This window comes from Streptomyces sp. LaBMicrA B280 (assembly GCF_049222185.1).
In the GTDB taxonomy this organism is placed as follows: Bacteria; Actinomycetota; Actinomycetes; order Streptomycetales; family Streptomycetaceae; genus Streptomyces; species Streptomyces murinus.
Window position 1 is genome coordinate 148,198 of sequence record NZ_JBMJCT010000052.1, and the last position, 23,546, is coordinate 171,743.

Consider the following 23,546-nt stretch of genomic DNA (forward strand, 5'->3'; position numbering starts at 1 on the left):
GATGACTTACCGGAATTCGGCAAAGGCTCACCGGGACGCGCCTAAGCGGTCAGGAAATCCCGAATTCCTTGCCGAGCAGATCGAACATCTCATCGTCCGTGGCCGTTTCCAGATCACTGCCGCTCGTGCCAGGGACTTCCTGGTCCGATGTCTTGCCGGATTCACCGGCAATCAGCAGCAGTTCCTGGAGCCTCACCAGGATCCGGTCGCGAGCTTCGCCCGCTGCCAACTTCGTGACCAATTCTTGTTCGACGTTGTCCAAGTCGGCAAGTAGGGAATCCACTAGGTCCGGTTCGGCGGCCCCCGCTATCTCCGTGAACAGATGACGGGCCAGGAGCGCGGGTGTCGGATGGTCGAAGACCAGGGTCGCGGGGAGCCGCGACCCGGTGGCCCGGTTCAGCCGGTTGCGCAGTTCGACGGCCGTGAGGGAGTCGAAGCCCAGATCCTGGAAGGCGTGTTCCGGCCGGACCGTGCGGTCCGAGGCATGCCCCAGGACCGCGGCCACCTCGGCCCGCACCAGATCCAGCACGCTCTTCTCCCGCTCACCCTCGGGCAGCTGTGCCAGACGCTCGGCCAGCGAGGGCCCATGGGCGGCGGCCGAGGAGCCGGCGGAGGTGGCGGACTGTACGGTCCGTCGGCCGGCCGGGGCCGGTACGAGGGCGCGCAGCACCGGCGGCGCCTCACCGCCGCGCAGGGCGCCGGTGTCGATCCGGACCGGGGCGAGCACCGCCGCGTCCGAGGCCAGCGCCGCGTCGAACAGCCGCAGCCCCTCCCCCGTCGGCAGCGGCAGCACCCCGCTGCGCGCCATCCGCGCCCGGTCGGCCGCGGCGAGACCGTCCGTCATCGCGCCGGACTGCTCCCACACCCCCCATGCCAGGGAGGTGGCGGGCAGTCCCGCCCGGCGCCGGTGGGCCGAGAAGGCGTCAAGGAAGGAGTTCGCCGCCGCGTAACTCGCCTGCCCCGCGCTGCCGATCAGACCGGCGACGGACGAGAACACCACGAAGGCGGCCGGGCCCATGTCCCGGGTGCACTCGTGCAGATTCAGCACGGCGTCCACCTTGGGGCGGAACACCTCCCTCATCCGCTCCGGTGTGACCGAGCCGATCACACCGTCGTCCAGCACGCCCGCGGTGTGCACGACGGCGGACAGCGCGTGTCCGCCCAGCCCGTCCAGCATCGCGGAGACGGCCTCCCGGTCCGCGACGTCGCAGGCCGCCCAGGTGACCTCGGCCCCCAGCGCGGCGAGTTCGGCCGCCAGCTCGGCGGCGCCCGGCGCGTCCGCGCCCCGGCGGCTCGCCAGCAGCAGCCGCCGTACCTTGTGCTCGGACACCAGGTGCCGTGCGACGAGTCCGCCCAGCGCCCCGGAGGCGCCGGTCACGAGTACCGTGCCGGTGGCGAGGTCCGGCGCGTCGACGAGCTCCCCGGTGCTCCGCACGAGACGCGGCACGCGCACTTCCCCGTCGCGGAGCGCGAACTGCGGTTCATCGGCGGCGAGTACGGCGGGCAGGACGCGGACCACCTCGTCGGTGTCCTCGGCCTCCGCCAGCACGAACCGGTCCGGGTTCTCCGACTGCGCGGACCGCACCAGCCCCCACACCGCCGCATGAGCCAGATCGCCGGGACGCGTCACCAGCACCAGCCGCCCCGCACACTCCCGCGCCAACCACGACCGCACCAGCGCCAGAACCTCGCTCGCGATGCCGTGCACGCGGTCGGCGGTCGGGGTGCCGGGCAGCTCCGGGCACGGTACGACCGTGACGGCCTCGGTCGCCCTCCCGGTCCCGCTCGCGCTGTCGCTGTCGCTCGCGGTCCCGCTCTCGGTCTCCGCTTCGGGAAGGTCGGCGGACAGGGCGGCGGCCGGGTCCGGGTAGACCCGTACATCGAGTGGGGCGTCGCCCTCCACCAGGGCAATGGGCTGCCAGGCCAGGCCGAACAGCGAGTCGTCCGCCCGCCCACCGAGATCGCCGGCCGCGAGCAACTGCTCGCGCGACACCGGCCGCAGGGACAGCGAACCGACCGTGGCGACCAGGCCGCCCGAGGCGTCGGCCACGGTCAGCGACACCGCGTCCGTGCCCGTACGGGAGACCTTGACCCGCAGCGCCGTCGCGCCCGTGGCCCGCACCCCCACCTCGGACCAGGCGAAGGGCAGCAGCGGCCCGTCGGCCACGGGGACCAGCCCGCCCGCGCCGATCGCGTGCAGCGCCGCGTCCAGCAGCGCCGGATGAACGGCGAACGCGTCCGCCGCCGTGTCCTCGGGGAGGGCGACCTCGGCGAGGACGTCGTCCCCGTCGCGCCACACGGAGCGCAGCCCGCGGAAGGCCGGGCCGTAGCTCAGACCGAGCCCGTCCAGGCCCTCGTAGAACCTGCTCAGGTCGACGGGCTCCGCGGCTGACGGCGGCCACGCTCCGGGGTCCACGCCGTGCGGCGGGTCGGGCAGTTCGTCCGCCAGGTAGCCGACGGCATGCCGTACCCACGGCGCGTCGTCCGGGGCGTCGTCCGGTCGCGAGTGCACGCTCAGCGCGCGCCGACCGGACTCCTCCTCGGGCCCGACCCACACCTGCACGGCGACACCGCCACGGTCCGGGACGATCAGCGGTGCTTCCAGCGTCAGGTCCTCGACCTGCGCGCAACCGGCCTCGTCGCCCGCGCGCACCGCCAGTTCCACGAGCGCGGTACCCGGCAGCAGCACCCTGCCCATCACCGTGTGATCAGCGAGCCAGGGGTGCGTCCTGAGCGACAGCCGCCCGGTGACCAGGAACCCACCGGCGCCGGGCAGCGCGACCACCGCACCGGCCAACGGGTGCTCCGCCGCGCCCAGTCCGAGCCCGGCGGCAGCGGCGCCACCGCTGAACTCCTCCGGCACCTCCAGCCAGAACCGCTCGTACTGGAAGGCGTAGGTGGGCAGATCGACCCGCCGGGCACCCGGGAACACCGCCCACCAGCCCGGGGAGACACCGTGCGTATACAGCTCGGCGAGCGCGGTGACGACGGCCTGCGGCTCGGGCCGGTCCGCCCGTACGACGGGGACGGTCACGATGTCGTCCACACAGCCCTGGGCGAGGGCGCTCAGCACCCCGCCCGGACCGACCTCCACGAAGGTGGCCACGCCCAGCTCGTGCAAGGTCTGCACCCCGTCCGCGAAACGGACCGCCTCGCGCACGTGCCGCACCCAGTACGACGGCGTGTACGGCTCCGCCAGCTGTCCGGTGAGGTTCGAAACGACGGGGATCCGCGGCTCGTTGAAGGTCAGGCCCGCGATCGCCTGCCCGAACTCCTCCAGCATCGGGTCCATCAGGGGCGAGTGGAAGGCATGGCTGACCTTCAGCCGGGACGTCTTACGACCCTGCTCCCGGAAGACTTCGCCGATCGCGACCACCGCGTCTTCCGCGCCCGAAACCACGACCGACTGCGGGCCGTTGACCGCCGCGATACCGACGCCGTCGGTCAGGTACGGGAGGACATCGTCCTCGGTGGCCTGTACGGCGACCATCGCACCGCCACTCGGCAGGGCTTGCATGAGCCGGGCACGCGCCGACACCAGCTTCGCCGCGTCCTCAAGGGACAGCACCCCCGCCACATGCGCGGCAGCGATCTCCCCCACCGAATGACCGGCCACATAATCCGGCCGCACACCCCACGATTCGAGAAGCCGGAACAACGCCACCTCGACCGCGAACAACGCGGGCTGCGTCGAACCCGTCTGGTCCAACTCCTCCGCATCCACATCCACGGGCGCGTCCAGAGCCGCGCACACCTCGTCGTAGGCGGCGGCGAACACGGGGAACGCCTCGTACAACTCGCGGCCCATACCGCGCCGTTGCGAGCCCTGCCCCGAGAACAGGAACCCGACCTTGCCCCCGCTACCCGGTTCACCCGTGACGATCCGGGGGGACGCGGAGCCCGCGGCCAACGCGCGCAGTCCGTCGAGGAGTTCCTCGCGGTCCTCTCCCACCACGGCGGCCCGGTACTCCATGGCCGAGCGCGTGGTGGCGAGGGAGAGGGCGAGGTCGGCCGGCCGTGCGTCCGTGGCCGAGGCCAGGGAGAGCAGGCGCTCCGCCTGGGCCCGCAGTGCCGTGTCGGTCTTCGCGGACAGCACCCACGGTACGACCGCATCGGGCTCGGACTCGGGTACCGACTCCGCCGAGTCCGGGGCCTGTTCCACGATCACGTGGGCGTTGGTGCCACTGATACCGAAGGAGGACACGGCAGCCCGGCGCGGCCCGTCATGCGCGGGCCACTCCACGGCCTCGGTCAGCAGCCGGACATCGCCCGCCGACCAGTCCACATGCGGCGTCGGCTCATCCACATGCAGCGTCTGCGGCAGCACCCCGTGCCGCATCGCCATGACCATCTTGATCACACCACCGACACCCGCTGCCGCCTGCGCATGCCCGATGTTCGACTTCAACGAACCCAGCCACAACGGCCGCTCCCCCGACCGCTCCTGACCGTACGTCGCGATCAACGCCTGCGCCTCGATCGGATCACCCAACCGCGTCCCCGTACCATGCGCCTCCACCGCGTCCACCTGGTCCGAAGACACACCGGCGTTCGCCAACGCCTGCCGGATCACCCGCTGCTGCGAAGGACCGTTCGGCGCCGTCAGACCGTTCGACGCACCGTCCTGATTCACCGCCGTACCCCGAACAACCGCCAACACCCGATGACCATGACGACGAGCATCGGACAACCGCTCCACCAGCAGCATGCCCGCGCCCTCAGCCCACCCCGTACCATCCGCACCCGCCGCGAACGCCTTGCACCGACCATCCGCCGACAGGCCCCGCTGACGGCTGAACTCCACGAACGTCGAAGGAGTGGCCATCACGGTGACGCCGCCGACGAGGGCCATTGTGCACTCACCGCTGCGCAGCGCCTGAGCCGCAAGATGCAGCGCCACCAGGGACGACGAGCACGCCGTGTCGACCGTGACCGCGGGGCCTTCGAGACCGAAGGTGTACGAGACCCGGCCGGAGGCGATGCTGCCCGCGCTGCCGCTGCCCAGGTAGGCGTCCATGCCCTCCGTCGGCGTCTTCACGCGGCCGCCGTAGTCATGGTACATCACCCCGGCGAAGACACCGGTCCTGCTCCCGCGCACCGTCGCCGGATCGATCCCGGCCCGCTCGAACGCCTCCCACGACGTCTCCAGGAGCAAACGCTGCTGCGGGTCCATCGCCAGCGCCTCACGCGGCGAGATCCCGAAGAAGGCCGGGTCGAACGCGGCGGCCTCGTGGAGGAATCCACCGTGGCGCACGTAGGACTTGCCGGAGCGGTCGGGGTCCGGGTCGTAGAGGTTCTCGACGTCCCAGCCGCGGTCCTCGGGGAAGCCCGAGACCGCGTCGCCGCCGGAGGCGACGAGGCGCCACAGGTCTTCGGGCGACCGCACGTCGCCGGGGAACCGGCAGGCCATGCCCACGATCGCGATCGGCTCGTCCGTGCCGGTCACCGCGGCCACCGCGGCCTCGGGCCGTTCCTGGCCGCCCAGTGTCTCGGCCAGCAGGAAGCGGGAGAGCGCGAGGGGCGTGGGGTGGTCGAAGACCAGGGTCGCGGGGAGCCGCAGCCCGGTCGCCGCGTTCAGCCGGTTGCGGAGTTCCACCGAGGTGAGCGAGTCGAAACCGGCGTCCTGGAAGGCGTGTTCGGGCTGCACGGCCTGGGCCGAGGTGTGTCCGAGCACGGCGGCGACCTCACCGCGCACCAGGTCCAGCACCGCCTCCTCCCGCTGGGCCACCGGCAACCCGGCCAGCCGCTGCCCCAGCGAGCCCTTCGGTGCGCTCTGCGCCGTGCGCCGCGCGGTGCCCCGTACGGGTCCGCGCAGCCCGCGCAGGACCGGCGGCACCGTGCCCTGGAGACCGCCCAGGTCCAGCCGCAGGGGGGCGACGGTGGCCCGGTCCAGGGCCAGCGCCGCGTCGAAGAGCCGCAGTCCCTCATCGACGCCTATCGGGGCCAGGCCCGCCCGCTTGAGGCGGGTGAGATCCGCCTGGTCGAGTCGGTCGGCCATGCCGCCGCCCTGCTCCCACAGGCCCCAGGCGAGTGAGGTGGCGGGGAGTCCCTGGGCGCGGCGGGATTCGGCGAAGGCGTCGAGGAAGGTGTTCGCCGCGGCGTAGTTACCCTGTCCCGCGCTGCCCAGGATGCCGGAAACCGAGGAGAACACGACGAACGCCGACAACCCGTCAGTCAATTCATGGAGGTTGAGCACGGCGTCGACCTTGGGCCGCAGCACCTTCTCCATGCGCTCGGGGGTGAGCGAGGCGATCACGCCGTCGTCGAGGACACCGGCCGTGTGCACCACGGCCGTCACCGGTGTGCCGGACAGCGCCTCGGCGAGGGCGTCCCGGTCGGCCGCGTCGCAGGCCGCCCAGGTCACCTCGGCGCCCCACGCGGTCAGTTCGGCCTCCAGCTCGACCGCGCCGGGCGCCTCCGCGCCACGCCGGCTGAGCAGCAGCAGGCTCCGTACGCCGTGCTCGGCGACCAGGTGCCGGGCGACGAGCCCGCCCAGCGCCCCAGACGCACCGGTCAGCAGCACGGGGCCGGCGCCGAAGTCCGGCGTGCCGATGGCGGTTCCGGCGGCCGTGCCGATGGCCGTTCCGGTGGCCGTGCCGGTGGCCTTCGTCAGACGCGGGACGAACACCTCCCCGCCCCGGACCGCGAACTGCGGTTCATCGGCGGCGAGTACGGCGGGCAGGACGCGGACCACCTCGTCGGTGTCCTCGGCCTCCGCCAGCACGAACCGGTCCGGGTTCTCCGACTGCGCGGACCGCACCAACCCCCACACCGCCGCATGAGCCAGATCGCCGGGACGCGTCACCAGCACCAGCCGCCCCGCACGCTCCCGCGCCAACCACCACTGCACCAGCGCCAGAACCTCATCCGTGACGCTGTGCACGGTGTGCACCGTGTGCATGGCGTGCTTGGCGTGCTTGGCGTGCTTGGTGTGCGCCCGGTCGGCCTCCGCGCCTGTTCCTGCCGGGCACGGCACGACAACGGCCTCCGGCGTCCCTTCCGAGGCACGCAGCGCGTCGAAGTCCGCGAGCGTCTCAATCGTCACCGCCTCGTCGGCGGCGGGGAGAGCGAACGGCGTCCACTCCAGCCCGAACAGCCGCTCGCCACCACCGGCATCGCGCAGTTGCTCCGCCGAGACCGTCCGCAGCGACAGCGACTCGACCGAGGCCACCGGTTCACCCGCGCCGTCGGCCACGGCCAGCGTGATCGAGCCGGTGGCCGTCCGCGACAGCTTCACCCGGGCCGTCGCCGCACCGGCCGCGTGCACGAGGACGCCGGACCAGGCGAACGGCAGCGCCAGGCCGTCCGACGTCGACACCAGTCCCCCGGCGGCCAGTGCGTGCAGGGCGGCGTCCAGCAGCGCCGGATGCAGGGCGAAGGCCGCCGCCTCCGTGGCCGACTCCTCCGGCAGCTCGACCTCGGCGTAGACGTCGTCGCCGCCGCGCCACACCGAGCGCAGGCCCTGGAAGAGCGGGCCGTAGTCCAGGCCCATGGCGGCCATGCCCTCGTAGAACGCCGTCAGGTCCACGGCCTCCGCGCCCGCCGGTGGCCATACGCCGACGTCCACGGCGGAGGGTGCCACAGCCGGGGACAGCACGCCCGTCGCGTGCCGCAGCCATGGGCCGTCACCGGTCCGCGAGTGCACGCTCAGCTGCCGACGGCCCGACTCGTCCGCAGCCCCGGCAGCCACCTGAAGGGTGACGCCACCGTTCCCGGGCACGACCAGGGGAAGCTCAAGGGTGAGGTCCTCGATCCCCCCGCACCCCGTCTCGTCGCCCGCCCGGATCGCCAACTCCACGAACGCGGTGCCGGGCAGCAGCACGGTCCCGTGTACGGCGTGGTCGGCGAGCCATGGGTGGGTTTCGAGGGAGAGCAGGCCGGTGAGCAGGACGCCATCGCTGTCGGCCGTCACGATCGCGGCACCCAGCAGTGGATGATCCGCCGCCCCCAGACCGGCGGCCCGGACATCACCGGACACCGGGGGCACGTCGAGCCAGAAGCGCTCGCGCTGGAAGGCGTAGGTGGGCAGATCGACACGGCGGGCGCCGGGAAGAAGAGCCCGCCAGTCCGGCGAGACGCCGTACGTGTGCAGCGACCCCAGCGCGGCGGTGATCGCGTACGGCTCCGGGCGGTCGGCGCGCAGGACGGGCACGGTGACGATGTCATCCACACAGCCCTGGGCGAGGGCGCTCAGCACCCCGCCCGGACCGACCTCCACGAAGGTGGTCACACCCAGCTCGCGCAAGGTCTGCACACCGTCCGCGAAACGGACCGCCTCGCGCACGTGCCGCACCCAGTACGACGGCGTGTACGGCTCCGCCAGCTGTCCGGTGAGGTTCGAAACGACGGGGATCCGCGGCTCGTTGAAGGTCAGGCCCGCGATCGCCTGCCCGAACTCCTCCAGCATCGGCTCCATCAGGGGCGAGTGGAAGGCATGGCTGACCTTCAGCCGGGACGTCTTACGACCCTGCTCCCGGAACGTCTCACCGATCGCGACCACCGCGTCTTCCGCGCCCGAAACCACGACCGACTGCGGGCCGTTGACCGCCGCGATACCGACGCCATCGGTCAGGTACGGAAGGACTTCGTCCTCGGCGGCCTGTACGGCGACCATCGCACCGCCACTCGGCAGGGCTTGCATCAGACGGGCACGCGCCGACACCAGCTTCGCCGCATCCTCAAGGGACAGCACACCCGCCACATGAGCAGCCGCGATCTCCCCCACCGAATGACCGGCCACATAATCCGGCCGCACACCCCACGACTCCAACAACCGGAACAACGCCACCTCAACGGCGAACAACGCAGGCTGAGTCACACCCGTCTGATGCAGTGCCTCCGCCTCGACATCAACCTCGATGTCAAGAAGCGCACACACCTCGTCGTACGCAGCGGCGAACACCGGATAGGACGCGTACAACTCACGCCCCATACCGAGACGTTGCGAACCCTGACCCGAGAACAGGAACCCGACCTTGCCGCCGACGGCACCGGCCGCCGGAACGGCACCGGAGACGATCGACTCCAACCCACCCCGGAGTTCACCGAGTTCCGTCCCCACGACCGCCGCACGGCGCTCCAGCACCGCGCGGGACGTCGCCAGCGAGAACGCCACGTCCTCCGGGCGGACGCCCGCGCCTTCGTCGTCCAGGAAGGACAGCAGCCGGGCCGCCTGCTCCCGCAGCGCCGTATCGCTCTTCGCCGACAGCACCCACGGTACGACCGCACCCGACCCCGGGGTCGGGGCCGGAGCCGGGGGCTCCTCGGCAAGGTCGGGCGCCTGCTCGACGATGACGTGCGCGTTGGTGCCGCTCACGCCGAAGGAGGACACGGCGGCTCGGCGCGGCCCGTCATGCGCGGGCCACTCCACGGCCTCGGTCAGCAGCCGGACATCGCCCGCCGACCAGTCCACATGCGGCGTCGGCTCATCCACATGCAGCGTCTGCGGCAGCACCCCGTGCCGCATCGCCATGACCATCTTGATCACACCACCGACACCCGCTGCCGCCTGCGCATGCCCGATGTTCGACTTCAACGAACCCAGCCACAACGGCCGCTCCCCCGCCCGCTCCCGACCGTACGTCGCGATCAACGCCTGCGCCTCGATCGGATCACCCAACCGCGTCCCCGTACCATGCGCCTCCACCGCATCCACCTGGTCCGACGACACACCGGCATTCGCCAACGCCTGCCGGATCACCCGCTGCTGCGAAGGACCGTTCGGCGCCGTCAGACCATTCGACGCACCGTCCTGATTCACCGCCGTACCCCGAACAACCGCCAACACCCGATGACCATGACGACGAGCATCGGACAACCGCTCCACCAACAGCATGCCCGCACCCTCAGCCCACCCCGTACCATCCGCACCAGCCGCGAACGCCTTGCACCGACCATCCGCCGACAGGCCCCGCTGACGGCTGAACTCCACGAAGACGCTCGGGCCGGCCATGACGGTGACGCCGCCGACCAGGGCCATCGTGCACTCACCGCTGCGCAGCGCCTGAGCCGCAAGGTGCAGCGCCACCAGCGAGGAGGAGCACGCCGTGTCGACCGTGACCGCCGGGCCCTCCAGGCCGAACGTGTACGAGACACGCCCTGAAGCGACGCTGCCCGCACTGCCGTTGACGAGGTAGCCCTCCAGCCCTGCCGGTGAGGTGTGCACGCGGCCGCCGTAGTCGTGGTACATCACCCCGGCGAAGACACCGGTCCTGCTCCCGCGCACCGTCGCCGGATCGATCCCGGCCCGCTCGAACGCCTCCCACGACGTCTCCAGGAGCAAACGCTGCTGCGGGTCCATCGCCAGCGCCTCACGCGGCGAGATCCCGAAGAACTCGGCGTCGAAGTCCGCCGCGTCGCGCAGGAATCCGCCCTCGCGGGTGTAACTCGTGCCCCACTGGTCGGGGTTCGGGTCGTAGAGTTTCTCGACGTCCCAGCCGCGGTCCTCGGGGAAGCCGGACACGGCGTCGCGCCCGGAGCGGACCAGCTGCCACAGGTCTTCGGGCGACCGCACACCACCGGGGTAGCGGCAGGCCATGCCCACGATCGCGATCGGGTCGTCGGCCGTCGCGCCGGACGTCGACCGGGTCGTCGGCACAGTCGCCGCCGCCGCGTCGGTGCCGGCGGCCTCGGCGGTGAGGTAGCGGGCGAGGGCCAGCGGACTCGGGTAGTCGAAGATCAGGGTGGCGGGCAGCCGCATGCCGACGGCCGAGTTGAGCCGGTTGCGCAGTTCGACGGCGGTCAGCGAGTCGAACCCGATGTCCTTGAACGCGTCGTCCGCGCCGACCGATCGGGCACCGGAGTGTCCGAGCACGGCGGCGACCTCACCGCGCACCAGGTCCAGCACCACCTGCTCCCGCTCGGCCACCGGCAACCCGGCCAGCCGCTGCCCCAGCGAGCCCTCCGGCGCGGTCCGCGCCGTACGCCGTACCGGTGTGACCCGTACCAGTCCACGCAGGACCGAGGGCACGGACTGGCCCTGTCCTTCGCGGAACCGGCCCTGTCCATCACGGAAGGCGGACGTGTCGAGGCGGATCGGGGCGACGGCCGCCCGGTCGGTCGCCAGTGCCGCGTCGAACATGCGCAGGCCGTCGGCCGACGGGATCGGGGCGAGGCCCATGCGCTGGATGCGGGTGAGATCGGTGTGGTCGAGGCCGCCGGTCATGGCGCTCTCGCTCTCGCTGTCCTGCGCCCACAGGCCCCAGGCCAGCGAAGTGGCGCGCAGACCCAGGGCTCGGCGGTGCTCGGCGAGGGCGTCGAGGAAGGTGTTGGCGGCGGCGTAGTTGCCCTGTCCCGGCGTGCCGAGGGTGCCCGCCACCGAGGAGAAGAGCACGAACGCGGAGAGTTCGCCGCACAGTTCGGCCGCGAGGTCGTGCAGGTTGAGCGCGGCGTCCACCTTGGGGCGGAACACGGCGTCCAGCCGGTCGGGCGTCAGCGATCCGATGATTCCGTCGTCCAGGACGCCGGCGGTGTGCACGATCGCGGACAGATTCCGCCCCGGTCCGGCCAGGAGCGCGCGGACGGCGTCGCGGTCGGCCACATCGCACGCGGCCCAGGTGACATCGGCGCCCCGCGCGGTCAGCTCGGCGGTGAGTTCGGCTGCGCCGGGCGCGTCCCCGCCCCGGCGGCTGACCAGCAGCAGGCTGCGCACGCCGTGCTCGGCGACCAGGTGCTTGACGAACAGCCCGCCCAGGCCCCCGGACGCACCGGTCAGCAGGACGGTGCCGCTGCCGAGGGCGGGGACCGACGGCTCGGCGTCCGGCGTGGCGGCGCGGACCAGCCTCGGCACCCGGATCTCGCCGTCCGCGCCCAACAGGGCCTGTGGTTCGCCGGACGCGAGCAGGCCGGGCAGCGTCCGGGTGAAATCAGTGGGTTCAGCACCGCTGCCCGGGTCGGCGTCCGCCGAGGTCTCGACCAGCACGACGCGGTCGGGGTTCTCGGTCTGTGCCGAGCGCACCAGTCCGCGGACCGCCGACTGGGCGAGGTCTCCCGTGCGGGTCACCAGCACCAGGCGCGCCGGGCGTTCCTCGGCCAGCCACCACTGGAGCAACTCCAGTACGGCGTAGGTGACTTCGCGGACCCGGGTGGCCAGGTCCGTGGCGGTTCCGGTCGGGCAGGGCACGATCACGGCATCGGCGGTGGCTCCGGCCTCCGCCTCGGCCGCCGTTACGGCCGGTGAGTCGGCGTTCCGAAGGGCGGCGAGATCCTCGTACGGCTCGATCCTCGTGCCGTCCGGCGCGGACGGCAGGCCGATCGGTGTCCACTCCAGTCCGAAGACGGCGTCGTCGCCACCGGAACCGGCGCGCAGCTGGTCGACGGGTACCGGGCGCAGCGTCAGCGAGTCGATCCGTGCGACCGGCTCACCGGTGCCGTCGGCCAGGAGCAGTGACACCGTGGAGGTGCCTGCGCGCGAGACCTTCACGCGCAGGGCAGAGGCACCGGCGGCCGCCAGTCGCACCCCGCTCCAGGCGAACGGGAGCAGCCCGTGGCCGGTTCCGGCGTCGGGCTCCACCGCGCCGAGCCAGACGGTGTGCAGGGCGGCGTCGAACAGCGCGGGGTGCAGGCCGTACGCGCCCGCGTCCATGCCGTCCGCGCCGGGCAGTTCCACCTCGGCGAAGAAGTCGTCCCCGGCGTGCCACGCGGCGCGCAGCCCCTGGAAGACGGGGCCGTAGTCGAGTGCCATAGCGGCGAGGCGGTCGTAGAACCCGTCGACGTCGATCGGCTCGGCGCCCGCGGGCGGCCAGGCGGCGAGGGAACCGTCCATGGGCTCTTCGGTGGCGACGGTCAGCGAGCCGGAGGCGTGCCGGACCCAGGCCCGCGCGGGGTCGTCCTGGTGTGCGGGCGCGTCCCCGTCGTCGGTCCGCGAGTGGACGGTCAGCGACCTGCGGCCCGTGCCGTCGTCGGCGCCGACACGTACCTGGAGGGCGACGCCGCCACGCTCGGGCATGAGCAGCGGTGTCTCCAGCGTCAGCTCTTCCAGCAGGTCGCAGCCCACGGCGTCGGCGGCGGTGACGGCCAGCTCCACGAACGCGGTGCCGGGCAGCAGCACGGTCCCGCTGACGGCGTGGTCCATCAGCCAGGGGTGCGTGTGTGTCGAGAGCCGCCCGGTGAGGAGGTGTCCGTCGCCGTCGGCCAGCGGCACGGCGGCGCCGAGGAGCGGATGACCGGCCGTGCCTTGGCCGACCGCGCTCATGTCGCCGGTGGGGGCGGGGGCGTTGAGCCAGTAGCGCTCGCGCTGGAATGCGTAGGTGGGCAGCTCGACGCGCCGGGCACCGGGGAAGAAGGCGTCCCAGTCCAACTCGACTCCATTGACGTGGAGTTGGGCGTAGGCGGTGATGAGCGCCTGGGGTTCGGGGCGGTCGGCCCGCAGTACGGGGACGGTGACGATGTCGTCCACACAGCCCTGCGCCATACCGCTGAGGACACCACCGGGACCGATCTCCACGAACGTCCCGACACCCAGCTCATCCAGGGTCCGCACACCATCCGCGAAACGAACCGCCTCACGCACATGCCGCACCCAGTACGAGGACGTGTACGGCTCGGCCAGCCGACCCGTGAGATTCGAAACCACCGGAACCCACGGCTCATTGAAGACCAACCCACCGACGACCCCGCCGAACTCCTCCAGCATCGGCTCCATCAACGGCGAATGGAACGCATGACTGACCTTCAACCGGGACGTCTTACGCCCCTGACCGGCGAACAGCTCCGCGACCGCCAGAACCGCATCCTCAACACCCGAAACCACCACCGAACGAGGGCCGTTGACCGCCGCGATACCGACGCCCTCGGTCAGGTGCGGAAGGATCTCGTCCTCGGTGGCCTGTACCGCGACCATCGCACCACCGCCCGGCAGGGCTTGCATGAGCCGGGCACGCGCCGACACCAACTTCGCCGCATCCTCAAGGGACAGCACACCCGCCACATGAGCAGCCGCGATCTCCCCCACCGAATGACCGGCCACATAATCCGGCCGCACACCCCACGACCCCAACAACCGGAACAACGCCACCTCAACGGCGAACAACGCAGGCTGAGTCACGCCCGTCTGATGCAGTGCCTCCGCCTCGACATCCACCTCGATGTCAAGAAGCGCACACACCTCGTCGTACGCAGCGGCGAACACAGGGAACGCGCCGTACAACTCCCGCCCCATACCCAGACGTTGCGAACCCTGACCCGAGAACAGGAACCCGACCTTGCCCGTCGAGTGGGCGCGCCCGGTGACGACGTTCGCCGACGGTTCGCCGGCCGTGAGGGCGGTAAGGGCCGTCCGCAGTTCGGCCGGGTCGGTGCCGATCACGGCGGCGCGGTGCTCCAGTGCCGACCGTGTCGTGGCCGTCGAGAATCCGGCGTCGACGGGCGACACGTCGTCGGTGGCGAAGGCCAGCAGACGCTCCGCCTGGGCGCGCAGCGCCGCTTCGCTCTTCGCCGACAGCACCCACGGCACGGGCACCGGGCGGTGTTCCCGGACCGGCTCGGCCACGGTCGCGGCGGGCGCCTCTTCGAGGATCGTGTGCGCGTTGGTGCCGCCGATGCCGAAGGACGAGACCGCGGCCCGGCGCGGCCCGGTGGTGCCGGGCCATGGCACCGGTTCGGTCAGCAGCCGTACGGTGCCCGCCGACCAGTCGACGTGCCCGGTCGGCTCGTCCACATGGAGTGTCCGGGGCAGCGTGCCGTGCCGCATCGCCAGGACCATCTTGATCACACCGGCGACACCGGCGGCGGCCTGCGTGTGACCGATGTTGGACTTGACCGAGCCCAGCCACACCGGCCGGTCGGCGGAGTGCTCGCGGCCGTATGTGGCGAGCAGTGCCTGCGCCTCGATCGGGTCGCCGAGCTTCGTCCCCGTACCGTGTGCCTCCACGGCGTCCACATCGGCCGGGGTGAGCCCGGCGGACGCCAGGGCCTGCCGGATCACCCGCTGCTGGGAGGGGCCGTTGGGTGCCGTGAGTCCGTTCGACGCGCCGTCCTGGTTCACCGCGCTGCCCCGGACCACCGCCAGCACCTGGTGACCGTGGCGCCGGGCGTCGGAGAGCCGCTCCACCAGCAGCAGGCCGACGCCCTCGCCCCAGCCGGTGCCGTCGGCACCGGCGGCGAACGCCTTGCAGCGGCCGTCCGGCGACAGTCCGCGCTGGCGGCTGAACTCCACGAACAGGTCCGGCGTGGTCATCACGGTGACGCCCCCGACCAGGGCCATGGAGCACTCGCCGCTCCGCAGCGCCTGGGCCGCGAGGTGCAGCGCGACCAGGGACGACGAGCACGCCGTGTCCACCGTGACCGCCGGGCCCTCAAGTCCGAACGTGTAGGAGATGCGGCCGGAGACGACCGAGGCAGCCTTGCCGGTGAGGGCGTACCCCTCGATCTCCTCGGGCGCGTTGCGCAGCCCGTTGGCGTAGTCCTGGCCGTTGGTGCCGATGAACACACCGGTGCGGCTGGCGCGGACGGAGGCGGGGGCGATCCCGGCGCGCTCGAAGGCCTCCCACGCGGTCTCCAGCAGCAGCCGCTGCTGGGGGTCCATGGCCAGCGCCTCGCGCGGCGAGATCCCGAACAGACCGGCGTCGAAGCGGTCGGCGCCCTCGATGAAGCCGCCCTCGCGGGTGTACGTCGTGCCGGGCCGCTCGGGGTCGGGGTCGTAGATCGCGTCGAGGTCCCAGCCGCGGTCGGTGGGGAAGCCGGACATGGCGTCCAGGCCGGAGCCGAGCAGCTCCCACAGGTCCTCCGGCGTGTCGACGCCGCCGGGGAAGCGGCAGCTCATGCTGACGATCGCGAGCGGCTCGTCGGCCGCGACGGCGGTCACCGCCTGCGGGGCGGGTGTCTCCGTGCCGTGGCCGCCGAGGAGTTCGTCGCCCAGGTGGCGGGCGAGGGCGGTCGGCGTCGGGTGGTCGAAGACCAGGGTGGCGGGCAGTTTGAGACCGGTGGCCGTGCTCAGCCGGTGCCGCAGTTCGACGGCGGTGAGCGAGTCGAAGCCGGTCTCGCGGAACGTACGGTCCGCGTCGAACGTGCCCTTGTTCGTGTGCCCGAGGACCATGGCGGCCTGCTCGCGCACCAGGTCGAGCAGGATCCGTGCCCGTTCCCCCGGCACGGCGTCGAGAAGGCGCTGCCCGAGCGCGGAGGCGGGCGCCTCGGTGCTCCGCGCGGCGCGGGCGCGGCCTTCGAGGGCCTCGCGGGCCTCGGGTACGCCGGACAGCAGCGGGCAGGGGCGGGTGCCGGCGAAGGCCGGGACGAAGCGGTCCCAGTCCACGTCCGCGATGGTCACGGAGGTCTCGCCGCGGGTCAGCGCGGCATGCAGTGCGGAGATCGCGGGGAGCGCCGCGATCGGCCGTACGCCGCGCCGCCGCAGGTGGTCACCGGCGGCGCCGTCGGCCATGCCGCCGTCCGCCCAGGGGCCCCAGGCGACGGCCAGCGCGGGCAGTCCCTGGGCCCGGCGCTGTTCGGCCAGGGCGTCGAGGAAGGCGTTCGCGGCGCCGTAGGCGCCCTGGCCGCCGTTGCCCCAGACACCCGTCATCGAGGAGAAGAGCACGAAGGCGTCGAGGTCCTCGCGGTCCCGGGTCAGCTCGTGCAGGTGGAGTGCCGCGTCGGCCTTGGGGCGCAGTACGCCGTCGAGGCGCTCGGGGGTGAGCGAGTCGATCAGGCCGTCGTCCAGTACGCCCGCCGTGTGCACCACGGCGTTCACGGTGTGCCGGGCGAACAGTTCGGCGAGGTCGTCGCGGTCCGCGGCGTCGCATGCGGCGACGGTGACCCGAGCGCCCAACTCCGTCAGCTCCGCCGTGAGTTCGGCGGCGCCCGGAGCCTCGGGTCCGCGGCGGCTGATCAGCACCAGGTGCTCGGCCCCGGCTCCGGCGAGCCAGCGGGCCACGTGTCCGCCGAGCGCGCCCGTACCGCCGGTCACGAGCACGGTGCCGCGCGGCGACCAGGTCGCGTCCGCCGGTGCCGCGCTCCGTGCCGCGCGCACGAGGCGGCGTACCGACACACCGGAGGGGCGTACGGCGAGCTGGTCCTCGTCGGTCTGGTCCAGCAGACCGGCCAGGCGCGCCAGCGCGCGGGGGTCGGGTTCGGCGGGCAGGTCGACGAGGCCGCCCCAGCGCTGCGGCTGTTCCAGGGCGACGATCCTGCCCAGGCCCCAGAGCCGTGCGGCGGCGGGGTCGGTCAGCGGGTCCGCCGGGCCGGTCGACACCGCGCCGCTGGTCAGGCACCAGAGCGGGGCCTCGATTCCGGCGTCGCCGAGGGCCTGGACGAGCAGCACGAGCCGCTGGAGGGCGGCCGTCCCCGTGTCTGCTGTCCCCGTGTCTGCCGTCCCCGTGTCTGCCGGTGCCGGTGCCGCCGCGAACAGGACGCCGTCAGCCTGCTCGTGTCCGGCCTCGGTCAGGGATCGGGCGAGCGTGTCGCGGTCGGTGTCCTCGGCCACGGTGAACGGTACGAGGGTGACGCCGAGTTCCGTGAGCCCCGCGCGAATCGCCTCGGTCCACGCGGTCTCCTCGGGGACCACGTACAGCCAGGTCCCCGACGAAGCGGCTCCCGCCGGGTCGCCGAGCGGCTGCCAGGTGATCCGGTAGCGCCAGCCGTCGGCGGCGGACTGCTCACGCCGCTGCCGACGCCAGGCGGACAACTTGGGTGCGACCGTGTCCAGTTCGGCGGCCTCCAGCCCCAGGAGCGCGCCGAGCGACGCCCGGTCCTCGCTCTCGACGGAGTCCCAGAACTCGGCGTCCGACGCCTCCTGGAGGCCACCGGTCGCCGTCCGGGGTACGTCGAGCCAGTAGCGCTCGCGCTGGAACGCGTAGGTGGGCAGGTCGACGCGCCGGGCGCCCGGGAAAAAGGCACGCCAGTCAACTACGGTACCGCCGACGTGCAGTTCGGCGAGCGCGGCGACGACGGCCCGGGGTTCGGGGCGGTCGGCCCGCAGTACGGGGACGGTGACGATGTCGTCCACACAGCCCTGCGCCATACCGCTGAGGACACCACCGGGACCGATCTCCACGAACGTCCCTACACCCAGCTCATGCAGGGTCCGCACACCATCCGCGAAACGAACCGCCTCACGCACATGCCGCACCCAGTACGAGGACGTGTACGGCTCGGCCAACCGACCCGTGAGATTCGAAACCACCGGAATCCACGGCTCATTGAAAACCAACCCACCGACGACCCCGCCGAACTCCTCCAGCATCGGCTCCATCAACGGCGAATGGAACGCATGACTGACCTTCAACCGAGACGTCTTACGCCCCTGACCGGCGAACACCCCCGCGACCGCCAGAACCTCGGCCTCAGCACCGGAAACCACCACCGAACGCGGGCCGTTGATCGCCGCGATACCGACGCCCTCGGCCAGGTGCGGGAGGATCTCATCCTCGGTGGCCTGTACGGCGACCATCGCACCACCGCCCGGCAGGGCTTGCATGAGCCGGGCACGGGCCGACACCAGCTTGGCCGCGTCCTCAAGGGACAGCACACCCGCCACATGCGCGGCAGCGATCTCCCCCACCGAATGACCGGCCACATAATCCGGCCGCACGCCCCATGACTCCAACAACCGGAACAACGCCACCTCAACGGCGAACAACGCAGGCTGAGTCATGCCCGTCTGATGCAGTGCCTCCGCATCGACATCCACCTCGATGTCAAGAAGCGCACACACCTCGTCGTACGCCGCAGCGAACACCGGATAGGACGCGTACAACTCGCGGCCCATGCCCACCCGTTGCGAACCCTGACCCGAGAACAGGAACCCGACCTTGCCGCCGACGGCACCGGCCGCCGGAACGGCACCGGAGACGATCGACTGCAACTCACCCCGGAGTTCACCGAGTTCCGCCCCCACGACCGCCGCACGGCGCTCCAGCACCGCGCGGGACGTCGCCAGTGAGAACGCCACGTCCTCCGGGCGGACGCCCACGCCTTCGTCGTCCAGGAAGGAGTCCAGGAAGGACAGCAGCCGGGCCGCCTGCTCCCGCAGCGCCGTATCGCTCTTCGCCGACAGCACCCACGGTACGACCACGCCCGACCCCGGAGTCGGGGCCGGAGCCGGGGGCTCCTCGGCAAGGTCGGGCGCCTGCTCGACGATGACGTGCGCGTTGGTGCCGCTGATGCCGAAGGAGGACACCGCCGCCCGGCGCGGCGGGCCGCCCGCGGGCCACTCCACCGCCTCGGTCAGCAGTCGTACCTCGCTCGCCGACCAGTCCACGTGCGGGGTCGGCTCGTCCACGTGCAGCGTGCGCGGCAGGAGGCCGTGGCGCATCGCCATGACCATCTTGATCACACCGGCCACACCGGCGGCGGCCTGGGTGTGGCCGATGTTCGACTTCAGCGAGCCGAGCCACAACGGCCGCTCCTGCGACCGTTCTTGACCGTACGTGGCGATGAGGGCTTCCGCCTCGATCGGGTCGCCGAGCTTCGTCCCCGTGCCGTGCGCCTCCACGGCGTCGACGTCGGCGGGCGCGAGTCCGGCGGCCGCCAGGGCCTGGCGGATGACACGCTGCTGGGAGGGGCCGTTGGGTGCCGTGAGTCCGTTCGACGCGCCGTCCTGGTTGACGGCGCTGCCCCGGACGACGGCGAGCACCTGGTGGCCGTTGCGACGGGCGTCGGAGAGCCGCTCCACCAGGAGCATGCCGACGCCCTCGGCCCAGCCCGTGCCGTCCGCGCCGGCCGCGAACGCCTTGCAGCGGCCGTCCGCCGACAGGCCGCCCTGGCGGCTGAACTCCACGAACATGCCGGGCGTGGACATCACCGTGACGCCACCGGCCAGGGCCATCGTGCACTCGCCGCCGCGCAGCGACTGGACGGCCAGGTGCAGGGCGACCAGGGACGAGGAGCAGGCCGTGTCCACCGTGACGGCGGGGCCTTCGAGGCCGAACGAGTAGGCCACCCGGCCCGAGGCGACACTCGTCGTCGTGCCGGTCAGCAGGTAGCCCCCGGCTTCGTCGACGGGCTCGTGCAGCCGGGGGCCGTAGTCTTGTGCCGTCGCGCCGATGAACACGCCCGCCCGGCTGCCGCGCAGGGTGGCCGGGTCGATGCCGGCCCGTTCGAAGGCCTCCCAGGCGGTCTCCAGGACCAGCCGCTGCTGGGGGTCGATCGCGGCGGCCTCGCGCGGGCTGATGCCGAAGAAGGCGGCGTCGAAGTCGGCCGCCCCGCGCAGGAAGCCGCCGTGCCGCGTCGAGGACTTGCCGGGGGTGCCGGGCTCCGGGTCCCAGAGCGTCTCGATGTCCCAGCCGCGATCCGTCGGGAACCCGGAGACGGCGTCGCCACCGGAGGCGAGCAGCCGCCACAGCTCCTCCGGGGAGCTGATGCCGCCGGGCAGTCGGCAGCTCATGGCCACGATCGCGATCGGCTCGTCGGGGTCGTCCGCCGTCACGGGCGTACGGTCCGCCGTGTCCGCGGCGCCCAGGGAGCGGGCGGCGAGGTGGCGGGCGAGCGCGGCCGGGGTGGGGTGGTCGAACAGCAGTCCGCTGGGCAGGCGCAGGCCGGTGGCGGCGCCGAGCTGGTTGCACAGCTCCACCGAGCTGAGCGAGTCGAAGCCGAGGTCCTTGAAGGTCCACTCGCTCTCGACCTGACGGGCCTCGGCGTGGCCGAGTACGGCGGCGACATGGGCGCGGACCAGGTCGAGCGCGGCCTCTTCGCGCGCGGACTCGGGCAGTCCGGCGAGCCGTCGGCCGAGGGCGCCGACCGGCGCGGTGTCGGTTTCCGCGACAGCGTCGGTCTGTGGGTCTGCCGGGGCCCGATCGGTGGTGGTGCCGGCGATGAGTGGGGTGGTGGCGCCGTCCAGCCAGTACCGCTGCCGTTCGAACGCGTAGGTGGGGAGCGCGACCTTGCGGTGGGTGCGTCCACCGTCGCCGAACAGGGCGTCCCAGTCCGGCTCCAGGCCGTGGACGTGCAGTGCGGCGACGGCGGTCAGCAGGGCGGAGGTCTCGGGGCGGCGGCCGCGCAGGGCGGGGACGAACAGGGCCTCGTCGTCGGCCCCCGCGCGGGCCATGGAGGTGAGGACGCCGCCGGGGCCGAGTTCGAGGTAGGTCCGCACACCCTGCTCGTCGAGGCGGGCGACGCCGTCGGCGAAGCGGACCGCCTCGCGCACATGGCGGACCCAGTACGCGGCGTCGCACCCCTCGTACGCCGCGCGTTCCTCGGCGAGCCGACCCGTCACATTGGACACGATCGGGATGCGCGGGGCGTGGAAGGTCAGTCCCTCGGCCACCTCGCGGAACTCCGCCAGCATGGGTTCCATGTGCGGGGAGTGGAAGGCGTGGCTGACCCGCAGTCGGCTGGTCTTGCGGCCGAGGGCGGCGAAGGCGTCGGCGATCTCGGTGGCGAGGTCGTCGTCGCCGGAGACGACGACGGAGTCGGGGCCGTTCAGCGCGGCGACGCTGACGCGGTCGGTGTGCGCGCCGATGCGGTCGTGGACCTCGTCCTCGGTGGCCTGGACGGCGATCATGGCGCCACCGGCGGGCAGCGCCTGCATCAGACGGCCGCGTGCGGCCACGAGGGTGCAGGCGTCGGCGAGCGAGAGGACACCGGCCACGTGCGCGGCGGCGAGTTCGCCGATGGAGTGGCCCATGAGCACGTCGGGGGTGACGCCCCAGCTCTCCAGCGCCCGGAACAGGGCGACTTCGAGGGCGAACAGCGAGGTCTGGGTGTAGAGGGTCCGGTCGAGTTCGGCGGCTTCCCCGGTGCCTTCGGCGGCGAACATGATCTCGCGCAGCGGCCTCGGCAGCAGCGGGTCGAGGTGGGCGCACACGTCGTCCAGCGCGGTGGCGAACGCCGGTACGGACTCGGCCAGTTCGCGGCCCATACCGGCGCGCTGGCTGCCCTGGCCCGGGAAGAGGAAGGCGAGTTCGCCGCGCGGTGCCGTACGGCCCGTGGTCAGTGCCGCGTCGATGCCGTCGGTGGACAGCGCGCGCAGGGCGCGCAGGAAGTCGTCCCGGTTCTCGCCGACGACGACGGCCCGGTGTTCGAAGGCGGTACGGCCGGTGGCCAGCGCCCGGCCGACAGCGGGCAGGGCCAGTGCGGGGTGCGCCTCGGCGTGGGCCAGCAGGGCGGCGGCCTGGCCGCGCAGCGCGGACGCGGTCTTGGCGGACAGCGGCCAGCAGGTCGCGGCCGTACCCGGGCCGGATTCCCCGGTGCCCGGGACCGCGCGATCCGCTCCCGTGCTGTCCCGCGCCGCCGGGTCCGCCGTCTCCCGGTGTTCCGCCAGCACGATGTGGCAGTTGGTGCCGCCCATGCCGAACGAGCTGACTCCGGCGAGCAGCGGGCGCCCGTCCTCGGCGGCCCACGCGCTGTGCTCGTTCTGCACACGGAGGTTCAGCCGGTCCAGCGGGATCGCCGGGTTCGGCGTCTCGAAGTTGAGGCTGGCGGGCAGTTCGCGGTGGTGGAGCGCGAGGGCCGCCTTGAGCAGGCCGGTGATGCCGGCGGCGCCCTCCAGGTGGCCGACGTTGGTCTTGGCCGAGCCGACCCGCAGCGGGTTGCCGGGCGCGCGTCCCGTGCCCAGCACCGCGCCGAGCGCGGCCGCCTCGACGGGGTCGCCGACCTTGGTGCCGGTGCCGTGCAACTCGACGTAGCCGATGTGCGCGGGGTCGATCCCGGCGCGCTCGCAGGCGAGCCTGAGCACCTGTTCCTGTCCGGACCGCAGGGGCACGGTCAGTCCGTCGCCGCCGCCGTCGTTGTTGACGGCGCTGCCCCGGATCACGCAGTAGACGGGGTCACCGTCCGCGACGGCCCGGGCGAGGGGTTTGAGGACGACGATGCCGCCGCCCTCGCCGCGGACGTAGCCGTTGGCGCGGGCGTCGAAGGTGAAGCAGCGGCCGTCTGGGGACAGCCCGCCGAACTTGGCGGCGCCCAGGGTGCTTTCGGGCACGATGTTGAGGTTGACGCCACCGGCGAGGGCGATCGTCGACTCGCCCTTGCGCAGGCTCTCGCAGGCCAGGTGGACCGAGACCAGGGACGAGGACTGGCCGGAGTCCACGGTCAGACTGGGGCCGTTGAGGCCGAGGAAGTACGAGACCCGGTTGGCGATGATGCTGCGGTGCAGGCCGGTGACGGTGTGCGGGGAGATGGCCGTGAGCCCGGAGCGGTGGTGCAGGGTCGCGTAGTCGTCCCAGATGGCGCCGACGAAGACTCCGGTGCGGGTGGAGCGCAGTGTCCCGGGGCGTACGTGCGCGTCCTCCAGCGCCTCCCAGGCCAGCTCCAGAACGAGCCGCTGCTGCGGGTCCATCGCGGCGGCTTCCTTCGGGGAGAGCCCGAAGAACCGGGCGTCGAAGTGGCCGACCCGGTCGAGGAACCCGCCCCGGCGGATGTCGGTCCGCCCGGGCTCGGACGGGTCGGCGTCGGCCACCGCGGCCCCGTCCCACCGGTCCGCGGGTACGTCGGTGATCGCGTCCGTGCCCTCGCTGAGCAGCCGCCAGAAGGCCGCCGGGTCGGCGGCGCCCGGCAGCCGGCACGCCAGGCCGATGACGGCGACGTCACCGGCCGAATCCGCCGATGCCGAACCGGCCCGATTCCCCGTCCCGTTGCGCTCGGACTCGACCATTTGCACTCCACCCGCCCACACAGAGAAC

General features: G+C 72.6%; 1 protein-coding gene. It reads right to left on the reverse strand.

The window, feature by feature from the left end:
- Window positions 1–49: 49 nt before the first annotated feature.
- Window positions 50–23,518, reverse strand: a complete 23,469-nt coding sequence (locus ACLF5H_RS30870) for a type I polyketide synthase (RefSeq protein WP_421679292.1) — start codon at window positions 23,516–23,518, stop codon at window positions 50–52.
- Between the last annotated feature and the right edge of the window lie 28 nt (window positions 23,519–23,546).

Bases quoted from the DNA above. Each gene is read 5' to 3' on its own strand.
- ACLF5H_RS30870 (WP_421679292.1), bottom strand. From the start codon at position 23,518: ATGGTCGAGTCCGAGCGCAACGGGACGGGGAATCGGGCCGGTTCGGCA.